This is a genomic window from Paenibacillus macerans, assembly GCF_900454495.1.
Classification (GTDB): domain Bacteria; phylum Bacillota; class Bacilli; order Paenibacillales; family Paenibacillaceae; genus Fontibacillus; species Fontibacillus macerans.
Genome location: NZ_UGSI01000001.1, coordinates 4,610,086 through 4,624,527, shown reverse-complemented (window position 1 = coordinate 4,624,527; position 14,442 = coordinate 4,610,086). Strand labels below are relative to the sequence as shown.

The 14,442-nt window shown below is 52.8% G+C and carries 10 protein-coding genes; all 10 read left to right on the top strand.

The window, feature by feature from the left end; all coding sequences use genetic code 11:
* Window positions 1-149: 149 nt before the first annotated feature.
* The 10 genes from DYE26_RS20530 to rbsK all read left to right on the top strand — a co-directional run bounded on the left by DYE26_RS20530 (window position 150) and on the right by rbsK (window position 14,412).
* Window positions 150-1,520, top strand: a complete 1,371-nt coding sequence (locus DYE26_RS20530) for an efflux RND transporter periplasmic adaptor subunit (protein WP_036626673.1) — start codon at window positions 150-152, stop codon at window positions 1,518-1,520.
* Window positions 1,513-4,662: an efflux RND transporter permease subunit gene (locus DYE26_RS20525; RefSeq protein WP_063836341.1), complete on the top strand. Its 3,150-nt coding sequence runs from the start codon at window positions 1,513-1,515 to the stop codon at window positions 4,660-4,662. The genes DYE26_RS20530 and DYE26_RS20525 overlap by 8 nt, the downstream gene beginning before the upstream one ends.
* 81 nt (window positions 4,663-4,743) lie before the next feature.
* The gene (locus tag DYE26_RS20520; RefSeq protein ID WP_036626671.1) at window positions 4,744-5,655 is read left to right on the top strand and encodes a TetR/AcrR family transcriptional regulator; all 912 of its coding nucleotides are present in this window, start codon (window positions 4,744-4,746) and stop codon (window positions 5,653-5,655) included.
* A 659-nt stretch (window positions 5,656-6,314) separates the two neighbouring features.
* On the top strand, window positions 6,315-7,205 hold the full coding sequence (locus tag DYE26_RS20515; protein ID WP_164815248.1) for a nucleoside hydrolase: 891 nt from the start codon (window positions 6,315-6,317) through the stop codon (window positions 7,203-7,205).
* Between the two features lie 15 nt (window positions 7,206-7,220).
* Window positions 7,221-8,477: an extracellular solute-binding protein gene (locus DYE26_RS20510; protein ID WP_036626669.1), complete on the top strand. Its 1,257-nt coding sequence runs from the start codon at window positions 7,221-7,223 to the stop codon at window positions 8,475-8,477.
* 78 nt (window positions 8,478-8,555) lie between these two features.
* The gene (locus tag DYE26_RS20505; protein ID WP_036626667.1) at window positions 8,556-9,425 is read left to right on the top strand and encodes a carbohydrate ABC transporter permease; all 870 of its coding nucleotides are present in this window, start codon (window positions 8,556-8,558) and stop codon (window positions 9,423-9,425) included.
* A complete protein-coding gene (locus DYE26_RS20500) occupies window positions 9,422-10,264 on the top strand; it encodes a carbohydrate ABC transporter permease (protein WP_227872881.1) in 843 nt (280 codons plus the stop codon). The genes DYE26_RS20505 and DYE26_RS20500 overlap by 4 nt, the downstream gene beginning before the upstream one ends.
* A gap of 16 nt (window positions 10,265-10,280) precedes the next feature.
* Window positions 10,281-12,416, top strand: coding sequence for an ADP-ribosylglycohydrolase family protein (locus tag DYE26_RS20495; protein WP_036626665.1), 2,136 nt, complete (start codon window positions 10,281-10,283; stop codon window positions 12,414-12,416).
* Window positions 12,417-12,460: 44 nt separating this feature from the next.
* Window positions 12,461-13,465, top strand: a complete 1,005-nt coding sequence (locus DYE26_RS20490) for a LacI family DNA-binding transcriptional regulator (protein WP_036626664.1) — start codon at window positions 12,461-12,463, stop codon at window positions 13,463-13,465.
* Between the two features lie 2 nt (window positions 13,466-13,467).
* Window positions 13,468-14,412 carry a ribokinase gene (gene rbsK, locus DYE26_RS20485; protein WP_036626662.1) on the top strand — a complete coding sequence of 315 codons (945 nt, stop codon included), beginning with the start codon at window positions 13,468-13,470 and terminating at the stop codon, window positions 14,410-14,412.
* The last annotated feature ends 30 nt before the right edge of the window (window positions 14,413-14,442 follow it).

Below are 14,442 nucleotides of genomic sequence, written 5' to 3'. Positions count from 1 at the left end.
AAGAGTTGACTCCAATATTTTGAGGATCATCCTAACACACTGCCGCCTACAAAATCAATCACCAGAGCATTGCTTGACAACCGCATAATCGGCGGGTTACTTTAGAGTTAAAAAAATTACCAATAAGTAAATTGGAGGGGGATATTCAGATGAAAGGACGTTGCTTATGGCTAACGATAGCGGCGATGTTCACGCTGTCTTTAACCGCATGTTCTTCAGGAAGCAATGGAGAAACCGCTGCAGCGAACGCCGACTCGGCAGTCGTTGAGGTTGTAAAGGTGAAACAAGAACCTTTAAACACGGTCTATGACTTGTCAGGCACGCTGCAATCCGCAGATTCGGCGACCGTTACGTTCCAAGCATCCGGAGAAATCAAACAGACGTTGGTGGAGGTTGGCGACAAAGTCAAACAAGGAGATGTCCTGGCCGTGCTGGATGACGCGCAGGCGCGGATTGGGGTGGAACAGGCCAAAAGCGGCGCAGCCCAGGCCAAGGGCCAAGTCAGCGCCGCCGCGGCGGGGCTTGCTCAGGCCGAAGCGCAAATCCAAAGCGCCGAGGCTAATTTGTCCGCAGTGAGGAAGGGAGCGTCCGAGGAGCAGCTAGCCCAAGTCCAAAATCAGGTGAAGCAAGCGGAAGATGCTTATAACAAAGCAAAAACCGATGCCGAGCGTTACCAAAATTTATATGGGCAAGGGTTAATTTCGCTTAATGATTACGAGCAAGCGCAACTTCAGCTCAAAAATGCGACGAACACACTGGACAGCGCAAAGCAGCAACTGAAGGAGTTGACCGACGGCGCGACGGCTGAGCAGCTAAAAACCGCCAAAGCCACGCTTGAACAAGCCCAGTCCGGCAAGCAATCGGCCTTGGCCGCCAAAACGCAAGCCGAGGCGGGGTATCAAAACGCGCTGGCCAGCCAGGAACAGGCCGAGCTGGCCCTGTCCAAAACGAAATTGACGGCTACCGTATCCGGTACAATACTGGAAAAAATGGCTGTGTCCGGCCAGGCCGCCGCTGCGGGAAACCCGGCTTTTGTCATCGGGTCGACCGCCGAACTGCAAGTGCTGCTCCCGGTTCCGGACAGCGAAATTTCCGCTTGGAAGAAAGGGCAGAAGGTTGATGTGGCGTTGGGGAACGAAACCCGGACCGGAACCGTAACCCGCGTTTATCCGCAAACCAATGCGGGGACGGGCACGATTTCCGTGGAAGTGAGCGTTCTTAACCCGAACAAAGATTGGTTCCCGGGACAGGTTGTGAAGGCGGGGCTTCAAATTTCCGATCAAAAGGGGATCCTCGTCCCGGCTGAAGCCGTGATCAGCAAGGGCCAGGAGCCGTACGTGTTCCGTGACGTGGGCGGAAAAGCGGTGAAAACGACCGTCGAACTGGGGGATGAAATCATTGAAAACCGCTTCCGGATTTTGTCCGGTTTGCAGGAGGGAGATGTCGTCGTGACCGCCGGAGCCGAAGGGTTGTTTGACGGGGATTCCATTGTAACGGCGGAGGACACGGCCAATGATTAATTTTCTGGTCAGAAAACGCAAAATCACCCTGTTGTTTTTCATTATGCTTATTTTAGTCGGCGTGTACAGCTTTACGGGGCTGGCCCGTCAGGATATGCCGGATGCAGTGGTGAAGACCGCGCTGGTGACGACGGTTTACCCGGGGGCGACCCCGGAGAAGGTGGAGCAATCCGTCACCAAGGTGCTGGAACAGGCGATCAAAAAGGTGGATAGCGTAGAGAACATCATCTCGACTTCGGGAAGCGGGTATTCCAGCATTACGGTGGAGGCCTACGCGGACGCAGACGCCGAAGCGGCCTGGGACGAGCTGCGCAAGAATGTCCAGGACGCCGCTGCCGATTTGCCGGACGACGTAAATCAGCCGGTCGTCAATGATAACCTGGCCTCCGCTTTTGTCGGCTCCTATGTGATTTACGCTGATAACCGGGAGGACCTGTACACGCTGAACGATACGATGATCGAATGGCGCGACCAGATCCAGACGGTAAAAGGCGTGGCCGGCGTGGAAATCCAAGGGATTCCCGACCGGGAAGTCGCCGTGCAGATCGATACGCAGAAATTGCAGCAATACGGAATTCCGTGGGGAATGGTCGTTCAAGCCGTACAAAAGATGAACGAGCGCGTACCGCTGGGCGACCTGAGTTACGATAGCCGCAATTATCAGCTGATGGTCAAAAGCCTGGATGACGTTAAGAAACTGAATGACGTTTTGATCACGAGAACGCGAGACGGGTTCCCGGTTTATTTAAAAGACGTCGGCGAAGCCAAGCTGGGGTACAGCGATCCGGAATATTTGCCTTATTATAACGGGAAGCCCGCCATTCTGGTCAACGTCAACGCGCAGACGGGCTCGGACGTGCCTTCGATGGATAAGCTCATTACGGCGAAGCTTGGCGATTTGGCCGCAGGCCTGCCGAAAAACGTGATGTTTAAGACGGCATTTGCCCAACTGGAAATCGTGGACAAAATGTTTAATGATTTGACCCGGGAGATGCTGATTGCGATCGTCGCCGTAATTATCGTTTGTATGCTCGGCCTGAATCTGCTGACGGCGGCTTTTGTAGCCTTGGCCATTCCGGTCTCGATCGCGCTGGGGCTAATCGCCTTGCCGCTGGCCGGGGTAACCTTGAATGAAATCACGATCGTCGGTCTGATTATCGTTCTGGGGATTCTGGTGGATGACGCCGTGGTCGTCAACGATAACATCGAGCGGCGGCTCAGCGAACTCGGAGAAAGCCCGTCCGACGCTTCCGTAAAAGGAGCGAAGGAGGTTGCCATTTCGATTCTGACGGCCACGTTGTCGACCATCTTTGCCTTTATGCCGCTGCTGTTCCTTACGGGCGACGTCGGCTCCTTCATCAAGCCGATTCCGATCGTGATTTCCTGCTCCATGTTGGCGTCCATGGCGATGTCGCTGACGATCATCCCGATTTTCCGCGAATGGCATGAGAAGCGCAGAGTCCAGCGTCAAGCGAAAAAAGGCGAGGGAAAGCCGCCCGGTTTGCTTGGTAAACAAATTCATACCGCAACGCAGTGGTATTCTGGTAAAATGATTCCAAAGGTGCTGAAGCGGCCTCTGCTTACCGCGCTGACCGGACTGTTGATCGGCACGGCTTCGTTTGGTTTTGCGCTGCTGACGCCGATCGACCTGTTTCCGCAGGCGGAAGATCCGAACGTGAACATCAATGTGGAAATGCCGGTCGGAACGTCGTTCCAGGAAACGGATCGCGTGCTGTCAAGTATCGCCGAGTGGGTGCTGAAGCAGCCGGAAGCGGAGACGGTCAGCTACGGCGTTGGCGGAAAGGCACCGCAATTATTTTCGGACATCACGAACATGGTAAGCTCTTCGCCGACGGTCGGCCAAATCGCGGTTGCCGGCAAAGAGGGGGAATATAACTGGGAAAAGACGGTGCAATCCTGGCAGGAGAAATTGAAGAAACAGCACCCTGGGGCCACCATCACGACGAACATTCCGCGGCTTGGGACTCCGGTTGGAGCGGCCGTATCCGTGCGGATTTCGGGCGAGGATTTGGCTGAACTCCAGACCCTGTCCCAGCAGGTGAAGGAGAAAATTGCCCGGGTGGACGGCACCTCGGGAATCAAAGACAATTTTGGAAACCAAAGTTATACGCTGGAGTTTGCCGTTAACGAAGAGGCTATGAAACAGCATCAGGTGGATTACCAGACCTTGACCCAAACGCTGAGGCTGATGGGCGACGGCCTCGATATCGGCGATTTTGACACGGGGAAACAAATCATCGATGTCAATTTGTATATGAAAAACAAGAACGGCAACCCTAGCGATCTATTCCAACAAATTAACGTAACCAATGACCAAGGCGTGCAGGTGCCGTTGTCGCAGCTCGCGGAATTAAAGCCGTCGTTCTCCATCCAGAAAATTCAGCACTACAACCTGGTGCGTACCGTTACGGTGGAGGCTGATGCGACAGGCGGCAAAACCGCAACGGAGCTTAATGCGGAAATTAGCGCTCTGCTCGGCGACATGCATTTTCCGGAGGGCTACACTTGGACGCTTGGCGGCGAAACGTCCGATCAGGCCGAGATTTTCGCGGATTTGGGCAGCTTGTTCATTATCGTCATCTTCTTGATTCTGCTGCTGATTACGGTGCAGTTCTACTCGCTGTCGGCGCCGGTCATCATTATGACGACGGTATATCTGGCTGCGGCGGGCGGAGTCATCGGCATCTTTATTTCCGGCTCGTCGATCGGCTTCATGAGCATCATGGGGATTATCTCCCTGGCGGGGATCGTCGTGCGTAACGGGATCGTACTCATCGAATTTATCGAGGATGCGCGCCGCGAAGGCGTAGAGCTTAAGGAAGCGATCATCGGAGCGACCTCGGCGCGTTTCCGGCCGATCCTGCTGACCTCGCTGACCGCCATCATCGGTTTGTTGCCGCTGGCCCTTACGGGAAGCATCCTGTTCCGGCCGATGGCCTATACGATTATTTTCGGGCTGATGTTTTCGACGTTGCTCACTTTGATCGTCGTTCCGTCTTTGTATATGGTGGTAGCCTTGTATAAAGAAAAACGCCAGAAGCGGAAAGCAAAACGGGATGCCGGACCGGGGGAACCTTCGGGCCATCTTCCGGAAGGTCCGAATAACCCGCTGACCATGTAAGCAGTCCGCTCGTTTAGCGGGCAGGTCTTTTACGGAGTGCGTTTTTTCGCAGATCAATCCCTGAAGAAAGGATCATACGGTGTGAGTAAGAAAACAGCGATCATTGACGCGGCGTTTCAACTCTTTCAGGAGAAAGGGTTTGTTTTAACGACGATCGATGAAATTGCCAAGGCAAGCGGAATGACCAAGCCGTCGTTTTACAAGTATTTTCCCAGTAAAGAGGATCTGCTGCTGGAAGTGCTTGAGATTTTTACCGAGGAGCTGGAGGAACAGGTCCAGCGGCTCTATCGCAAAGTGGATTTATCGAAAAGCGACCGGATCATTGAGTTATGCCTGATTTATCTGGAAGATATTTTTAAATATCACACTTATCTCGACTTTTTTCTGGATCCATCGCAACATTTTTTTGAAAATGAACACATCCAAAACGCAGTGATGACGGTTGAACGTAAAGTATTTACATGGTTGCAGGACAGTATTGTCGATCTGTACGGCGAGCAAATGGACGGATTTGCCGTGGACGTGTCATTTATCGCGGTCAGCATCATGTTTGTGTACACCCGGGTGTGCGGTCCGAATCTGTCCCATGACCAAAACCGTAAGTTAGCGGTTTATATTGAATACTTGGTCGGTGTAGTGGTCGAAGGGCTGAAGTTCAAAAAACCGGATATGCCGCTGTTGTTTGAGACACCTTCCTGGATCATGAACTGCTGGCCGGAGGACGTTACGCCGGTGATGAGATCGCGTCAGCTTCAGCAGGTGTATCGCAGAATGGAGTCGATCATCCAAGATCACGCATCCCTGAGCGATTCCGAAAAGCAAGATTACCTTCAGGCCATTGCCCAAATCAAAACAGAGTCAAAGGACTCCTTAAACCAAAACATCGTCATCAAAGCGCTGCTGTATTACCTTGAGCAGCTTGACGAGCTGCGTGACGAATGCGGGCAGTTAAGGCGGATTTTTGAACCGGAGACATCTCCGCCACAAAATTGAATCTTTACAGCGTTGCCGCCCGGATCTTGGATCCGGGCTTTTTGGCCTTGTAGAATTTATAAAAGTTTGGGCATGGTACAGGGCGATGCGCAGGTAGAGAGGCGGGAGAAGAGGAATCAGGGGGCTAAGGGACACCAGAGCCGTTATTTGATGAAAAACGGAGGATTGCAAAATGTAACGGACACAGAAGCCCTTATTTACCCCATCGGCCTGGATGAACAGGTTTAGAGCGAAATAGGGCCGCCTGTGTCCGTTAGCCTTGGAAATACCCGGGAAATGGGCGGATAAGGTCGCTGGTGTCCGTTAGAGCAGCGTCCAAAGTTTAGGAAGAGCCACCAATCGCTCCAAAGTAGAAGTCAGAGCCATTAAAGGACGCCGTCAGGCGGTTTTCTTAATTTCATAGTATGTGTAAAATTTACATAATGTAATGCGAAACTTACGAAAATAAATCACGGTGCGACAAACTCTTATTTTATAAGGGTTTATGGGATTTTCAAGGTATTAAATGAAAAACTATAAATAAAAATAGCTTGATAGAAACGCTTTCATTTGCTATGATAGCGCTATAAAAAGCGGAGAATGATGTAAAATTTACATATTATTATCATTTTGTATGGTAGATTTTCCGTCTTGCTCGCTTTTTGAATCCTATGAAAGAGGTGGTAAGGATAAGACGGATCGTCATAGACACGGATATCGGCGACGATATCGACGACGCGCTGGCGATTGTGTTGGCTCTGAATTCCCCGGAACTGGACTTGGCCGGATTAACGACGGTGTACAGAAACACCGGCCTGCGTACGAAGTTGGCCCTGCAATTGCTCAAAGCTTACGGGAGATTGGACATTCCTGTGGCGACCGGTATCGGCAGCCCGTTAATCAACAAGACGGATACCGCCAGCATTCCGTGCCAGTGGGCGGAGGAATACAAGGACATCGATCACAACTGCGAGCAGCATGCGGCGGATTTTCTGATCGATCAGGTGCGGCGCGACCCGGACTTGACGATTGTCGCCATCGGCCCGCTGACCAACGTGGCCTGCGCGGTGATGAAAGCTCCCGAGGTGATGCGGGGCGCCAACATTGTGATGATGGGCGGGATGCACTCGGCTTTTTACCCGGAGTGGAACATCGTGTGTGATCCGGAAGCGGCGAGAATCGTCTTTGATGCGGGGCTGAAGCTGACGATGATCGGCCTCGACGTCACCCTGCAGTGTCGGTTAACCCAGGCCGATGTGGATCGGATCAAGCGCGCGGGGAGAATGGAAACCGATTTTTTGTCGCGCCTGATAACGATGTGGATGGATTCGTCGAAACATCTCCCTATCCTGCATGATCCATTGACGGTTGCTTATCTTAGTCATCCGGATTTGTTGGACCTTGCGCCAAAAAAGATTTCCATAGAGTGCAAGGGGGAGTTTACAAGGGGGATGACGATCGAACACAGAGACGTATTCTTCGAGAGGCCGATGGAGACCAATGTGCTGGCTGCCGTAGAGGTAAAAAGCGAAGCTTTCATTCAACTGTTTTTGCAAAGATTGCTTAAATGAACAGGGGGGCTCTATATGAAAACAAAGAAAATATTGGGGATTTCGATGCTGGCTCTGATGCTTGTCGTGGCGGGTTGCGGAGGCAAGTCGTCCGGCGGAGGCGCAAGTGAAGGCGCAAACGCAAAACAAGGTTCGGGGGAGCAGGTGACGCTGGAAATCTTCAACCAGAAGTCCGAAGTCAAGGACTATCTGAACCAGATCATCGCCAATTTCGAGGCGGAGAACCCGAACATTAAAGTCAATCAGGTGCAGGTTCCGGATTCGCGAAAAGTGTTGTACAACCGGCTGGCCAGCAGCGATGCGCCCGATATCATGTCCATATTTCCGAATGAATCCGATTTCAAAACGCAAGCCGAGTCCGATTACTTTATGGATTTGACCGGCAGCGATGTGCTTGCGAACATCAATCCGCAATTTTTGGACGGCGTCAAAGTGAACGGCAAAGACTACAGCGCGCCGCTTACAGTAAACGCTTACGGCATTTTTTACAATGCCGGTAAATTTGCCGAGCTCGGCTTGAAGGTACCGGCAACCTGGGCGGAACTGGAACAAACTGCGGCTGCGATTAAGGAGAAGGGCGCTATCCCGTTTGCCACCAGCTTTAAGGCGGCCTGGTCCGCGGGCCATCTCACCGAAGCGCTGCTGACCAATGCCGTGGGCTATGAAGCGGCCAACGGATTTTTCCAGGACGCTTCGGTCAAGGCGGCAGATGATCCCGGCGTTCAGAAGCTAATAGCGCAAATGGATTTTATTCGCGACAACAGCCAGCCTGACGCTGCAGGGGCGGATTATCCGGATGCCGTAAATCTGTTTGCCACGGGACAAGCGCTCATGCTTCCGCAAGGCATTTGGGCTGTCCCGGTGATCGAACAAGCCGGCATGGAAGATGCATACAAGATGTTCCCTATTCCGAATGAAGGCGGTAACGGGGCTGTCGTAGGCGGCATCGATTACGCGCTGGCGATCTCCGCTTCCACGGAACACCCGGAAGAAGCCAAAAAGTTCGTGAAGTTTATGGCCGATCAGCAGACGGCGCAATATTTGGCGGACAATGAGAAGTCCCCTTCCACCATCACGGGCGTCAAAGCGGACGCTCCGCAAACGGAGGATGTCACAAAGCTGATTACGGAGGACGGGCGTTATTATCCATGGCTTCACTTTAACTGGAAGGCGGGCCTCGATTCCAGCTGGGGCACAGAAACCTCCGCGTATCTGATCATGAAAGACAAGGACGCCTTGCTCAAGTGGATCAACCAGGAGTTTGGCAAGTAAGATAAAGGCGGACTGGAGAGGATGAATGCATCATTCTCTCCGGTTTCCACATTTATTTTTGAAAAGAGGGGGATTGTGATGAAAACATTCAACAGATATGCCCATTACTTGTTTACACTGCCGGCGCTTCTGTTGTACGCCGTTTTCTTCCTTTACCCGATGGTGAACGGATTTTTGTACAGTCTGAGCGATTGGGACGGGCTGAGCAAGACGAGTCATTTCATTGGGGTGGACAACTATGTGCGGCTGGTTCAGGATGACCGGATTCTGAGCAGCCTAGGCTTTACCTTTAAATATGCACTGGGCCTGATCGTCCTGACCGTGGTGCTTGCCGTAGTGATCGCTTTGCTGCTCAATCGCGTTCGCCGCTTCCAATCGTTTTACCGGACGACGTATTTTTTTCCGGCCGTACTCAGCATGATTACCGTCGGCTTGATTTTCAACCAGTTGTTCTCCCAGGCCCTTCCGGCTTTTGGCAAAGCCGTCGGCTCGGACATGCTATCGCGGAATTTGCTGTCCAATCCGGATTTGGCCTTCTTCGGCTTGTTGTTCGTCAGCCTGTGGCAAGGCTTGGCCATTCCGACGCTGCTGTTCCTGGCGGCTCTGCAGAGCGTGCCCAAGGATTTGCTCGAAGCGGCCAGCCTTGATGGCGCCACCCCTTGGCAGCGGTTCCGCTCCGTCGTCATTCCATTTCTGATCCCAACCTTAAATATCGTCGTGATCCTCTCGGCCAAAAGCGGGCTCACCGCTTTTGATTACATTATGGCGATGACGGGAGGGGGACCAGGCAGAACAACGGAGAGCGTAGGATTGCTCGTCTATAATTTTGCCTTTCAGGAATTTAAATTCAGTTACGCGAGTTCGCTGGCAATTGTCTTGTTTGTTATCATTGCCATCGTATCGATCGTACAAATCCGCTCCATGAGCAGACTGGAGGTGAATGCATGATGAATGGCAGCAGTGAAAAGCGATTGTCCGCGGTCAGCTATATTTTGTTGTCCGCCGGCTTGGTTGTCATTTTTCTGCCCCTCTATTTGACGGTGATCACGGCATTCAAAACAAGCAAGGAAAGCGCCAGAAACTTTTTTGCTTTCCCATCGGAGCTGTATTTGGGCAATTTCCAGGAAGTGCTGTTTAACAATAATTTCTTTCAATTTTTCTCCAACTCCGTTTTGATTACGCTGGTTTCTATCTTGTTGATCCTGCTGGTTGTGCCGCTTACGGCCTACGCCATCAGCCGCAATATGAACAAATGGTATTTCAAAACATTGTACATTCTGTTTATTATGGGAATTATCATTCCTTTCCAGGTGATCATGCTGCCCGTGACCCGACTGATGACGGAGCTTGACCTGCTGAACCGTTTCGGGCTGATTTTGCTTTACGTGACTTACGCGCTAACGCAAGGCGTATTCTTATATGTTGGCTACATTCGTACGACGATTCCGAAAGAATTGGAAGAGGCGGCGGAGGTGGACGGCTGCTCCAAATTCAGAACGTACCGTTCGGTCATTTTTCCGCTGCTGGCTCCTTTGACCGCCACGGTGATTATCGTCAATTCCTTTTGGATCTGGAACGACTTCCTGCTGCCGCTGCTGATTTTGAACAAATCGGAAACGTTTTGGACGCTTCCGTTATTCCAATATAACTTCAAATCGCAATATTCGTTTAATTACAATCTGGCCTTTGCATCGTTCGTCATGACGGTGATCCCAATCATGCTGGTGTACGTCTTTTTCCAAAAGCAAATTATCGCCGGTTTAACGGGCGGGGCTGTTAAAAGCTAATAACGGGGTGATACGGATGGCATTTCCTAAAGACTACATGGAAAAATTGTATGGAGGCTGGTTAGGCAAGGTGATCGGCGTGGTGCATGGCGCCAATATCGAGGGCTGGTCTTACGAGCGGATCGGGCAAACCTTCGGGGAAATTACGGACTATCCCTATTTATTCAAGCATTTTGCGGCGGATGATGATATCAATGGTCCGGTATTTTTTATGCGGGCGTTGGCCGACTTTGATCCGAACCGGCTAACGGAGCGGGAAATGGCCCATACGCTGCGTAACTACGCGGGGGAAGGGCACGGCTTCTTCTGGTGGGGAGGCTACGGCGTTTCGACCGAGCATACGGCTTACCTGAATTTGAAAAACGGCGTTCCCGCTCCGCTGTCCGGTTCCATTGAGCAGAACGGCAAAACGGCGGCCGAGCAGATCGGCGGGCAGATTTTTTCGGACTGCTGGGGGCTGGTATGCCCGGGTGATCCGTTCAAAGCGGCGGAGCTTGCGGGGATGATGTCGAGCGTGACGCACGGCGGGGACGGCATCCGCGGCGGGCGTTTTATTGCCGCCTGCATCGCATCAGCGTTTGTGAAGGGTAAGGTGGAGGAGATCCTTGCCGACGGATTATCCGTCATTGAGGAAACCAGCGATTACGCGCGAATGGCGCAGGATGTCATGGCCTTCCACCTTGAGCATCCGGAGGACTGGCGTGAAGCGTTTGCTTATGTTCAGGAAAAATACGGGTACCAGCATTATGAAGGGGTCTGCCATATTATTCCTAACGCGGCCGTAATCGTGTTATCCTTATTGTACGGACAGGGCGACTTCAGCCGGACGATCAATATCTGCAATATGTGCGGGTGGGATACGGACTGCAATGTGGGGAATGTGGGAACGATTCTTGGCGTTCTGAACGGCCCCGGCGGAATCGAGGCGAAGTGGAAAGACCCGATCAACGATTTCGTCTGCTGCTCCGGCATTTTGGGCAGCTTGAATTTGCAGACGATCCCGCAAATCACCGCCGATACGGCCAAGTTGGCCAGCAAGTTAAACGGGGGGCCGATCCCGGAATGGGAGGAGATTTTGCGGGACGACAGCGTCCATTATCTGCATTTTGAACTGCCTGGCTCCACGCATGCACTGGAATGGAAATACCGCGGGAATGAGCGGATTCTGCTCGCCAATACGGACCGCGAGGCTTACAAAGGACGGCGATCCTTGCAGCTTACGGCGCCTTCGGTGTTTACCGGAACGACTTTCGACGTGTTTTTCCTGACGTACGGCTCGCCGAGCGATTTCGACGACAGCCGCTATGATCCGGACATCTCACCGACCGTATATCCCGGACAGACCGTGGAAGCGTGGCTCAAGCTCGATGAGACGGTAGGCACCGGACTCCATGTGCGCTTGTTTGCGGAGGACGTTTTCACCGGACGTCGCCTGTACAGTGCCCCGCTCATTTTGAATGGGGAATGGCAGCGGATCGGCTACCAAATTCCGTATGCCGAGAACGCGGTGATTGGCAAGGTCGGTATGGAGTACACAGTGAGCGGAGATTCCAGCCTGCGGGAGAAGTCTTTTTCCTTGAAATGGTTCCTGGACGAGTTCAAAGTGTATGGGTCTGCGGATTATGCCGTCGATTTTGCCTCCCAGCGCATGGAGAAATGGAACGCTCTGCACCAGACGGTGTCGCAGATGACTTACCTGCGGGGGATATGGAGATTGGAGGAAGGCCGGCTGGCCGGCGGCCACGGATTCGAACCGGCCGAATGCTATACGGGTTCGCATTTGTGGGACGATTACCGGTTCCGGGTCAAGCTGAAACCGCTCAAAGGCGAGCAGCATTCCATCCTGTTCCGCGTGCAGGGAGCGATGCGGGGGTACGTTGTCGGACTGGCACCAGGGCAAACGATTGCTTTGTACAAAAACTTCGAAGGCTACCGAACGCTGCAATCCCAAGCGTTCCCTTGGAAGCATGGATTGGAATATGAACTGGAAGTCAGCGTGCGGGGCTCCCTGATCGAGGTTTCGGTCGACGGAAGCCCGGCGATTCAGTATCGCGATGAAGACGCGCCTTATTTGCGCGGCGCCATCGGCTTCGGCAATGACGGAGGAAGCCGTACGGCCTATTCATCCTATCAAGTAAAGCCTTTACTGTAAATTTGCTGTAAATATATATAGAAACTATGTGGTGGTGTTGAAACTTGGCGACGATCAAAGATGTGGCGGAACTGGCGGGAGTATCGATTGCAACGGTATCCCGCATGATTAATCAAAATGGATATGTCAGCAAGCAGGCGGAACAGCGGATAATGGATGCTATGGAGCGGCTCGAGTACGAGCCGCTGATATTCCGCCGGTTGGCGGATCGCAGCATGCCTACGATTGCTCTAATTTTGCCTGATATTACAAACCCGTTTTTTTCCGAACTGGCCCGGGCCGTGGAGGATATTTGCCAGCAGCGGGGTTACACCGTGTTCTTCTGCAATTCCGACAACCGTGACTTTAAGGAAAAAAGCTATCTGGAGGCGCTGCGCAAGCGGCGCATCGACGGGATCATCTATGCCTCCAATTATCTGACGCAGGAGGAACTGAACAAGCTTCGCCGGGACAATATTCCCGTGGTAGTGCTGGACCGTTCGTCCGATACGGAAAAATGCACGTTAATCCGCTGCAACAACTACGAGGGAGCTCAGCTTGCCGTAAAGCATCTGCTTGACATAGGCTGCAAAAAGATCGCCCACATCTATGGTCCACAGGAAATCGTCACCGCCCAGGAACGGTTAAACGGTTACGAAGACTATGTTAAATCTTTTTCTTGGTACACCCCTTCATTAATGGCGCCCGGCCACTTTCAACTGGAGGGCGGGATGCAGGCGGTCGAAACGCTGCTGCTGCGGCATCCCGACATTGACGGCATTTTTGCCGGCAACGATTTTATGGCAATCGGCGCGCTTAAGGCGCTTCACCGGAAGGGTGTGAAGGTGCCGGAGGACATCGCCGTATGTGGATTCGACGGCATTAAGCTGGCCGAAATGATCGAACCCGAGCTGACGACCGTCGCTCAGCCCATTTACGAAATGGGGGAAAAGGCGGCGCGCACGCTGGTACAACAGATTGAAGCCCGGGATACGAAATTCGACGCCGAGGTCATCGAGATCAACGTGTCATTAAACATCAGGGATTCAACGCGAAGGGATAGTGAGTAGCAATGACAGGCACGCAAAATCCAAATATTGTCGTGATCGGCAGTATGAATATGGATATTGTCATAGAGACCCCGGTTCTTCCCGAAAAAGGAGAGACGATCATGGGCGCCGGGGTCAAGCTTCTGCCCGGAGGAAAAGGGGCGAATCAGGCCGTGGCGGCTTCCCGGCTCGGCATGGAAACTTCTTTTATAGGTGCGGTGGGAAAAGATCGCTTTGGCGAGCAGATGCTGCAGGAATTAAAACAGTATTCCATTGTTCAGGCGCTGAACGTGATGCCGGAGGAGAAGACGGGGATCGCCTCGATCTGGGTCCACGACCGGGACAATCGGATTGTGGTCATCCCTGGGGCGAACGGAAAAATCACCTGGTCCGATATCGAACAGCGCAAGTCGCATATCGACCGGGCGGATGTTGTCCTGCTGCAACTGGAGATTCCGCTGGACACGGTGGTGGCAAGTATTAAATATGCGCATGGTAGGGGGAAGAAAATCATCCTGAATCCGGCTCCGGCCCAGCCATTGCCGGAAGAAATTTACCCGATGCTGCATTTGTTAACGCCAAACCGCCAGGAACTGTCCATTTTGGCGGGCATGCCGGAGATTTTGAAAGCAACCGATTTCTCTGCGCTTTATGCCGCCATGCGGAGGATGATTGATAAAGGGCTTCCCTCCATTATGGTTACGCTTGGGGCGGACGGCGTGGTGCACATGAATGCGTCCGGCCATACGTTCCATATTCCCGGCAGAAAGATGGAAGTCTCGGACACGACGGGAGCCGGGGATTGCTTTAACGCGGCGCTTGCGGTGTCCATCGCCAAAGGCTTGGGGCTAAAGGAGGCGGCCGAATACGCCGTCGCCGCCTCGGCGCTGGCGGTCACCAAATTCGGGGCCCAAAACGGGATGCCCGAAGCTTCGGAGGTTGACCAGTTCCTCGCAAACGCGTTCTGAATATTGGATAAAGATGTTATGGGGGGAACC

Coding starts and splice junctions, on each gene's coding strand:
- rbsK (WP_036626662.1), top strand. CDS start 13,468: ATGACAGGCACGCAAAATCCAAATATTGTCGTGATCGGCAGTATGAAT.
- DYE26_RS20500 (WP_227872881.1), top strand. CDS start 9,422: ATGATGAATGGCAGCAGTGAAAAGCGATTGTCCGCGGTCAGCTATATT.
- DYE26_RS20505 (WP_036626667.1), top strand. CDS start 8,556: ATGAAAACATTCAACAGATATGCCCATTACTTGTTTACACTGCCGGCG.
- DYE26_RS20525 (WP_063836341.1), top strand. CDS start 1,513: ATGATTAATTTTCTGGTCAGAAAACGCAAAATCACCCTGTTGTTTTTC.
- DYE26_RS20510 (WP_036626669.1), top strand. CDS start 7,221: ATGAAAACAAAGAAAATATTGGGGATTTCGATGCTGGCTCTGATGCTT.
- DYE26_RS20530 (WP_036626673.1), top strand. CDS start 150: ATGAAAGGACGTTGCTTATGGCTAACGATAGCGGCGATGTTCACGCTG.
- DYE26_RS20495 (WP_036626665.1), top strand. CDS start 10,281: ATGGCATTTCCTAAAGACTACATGGAAAAATTGTATGGAGGCTGGTTA.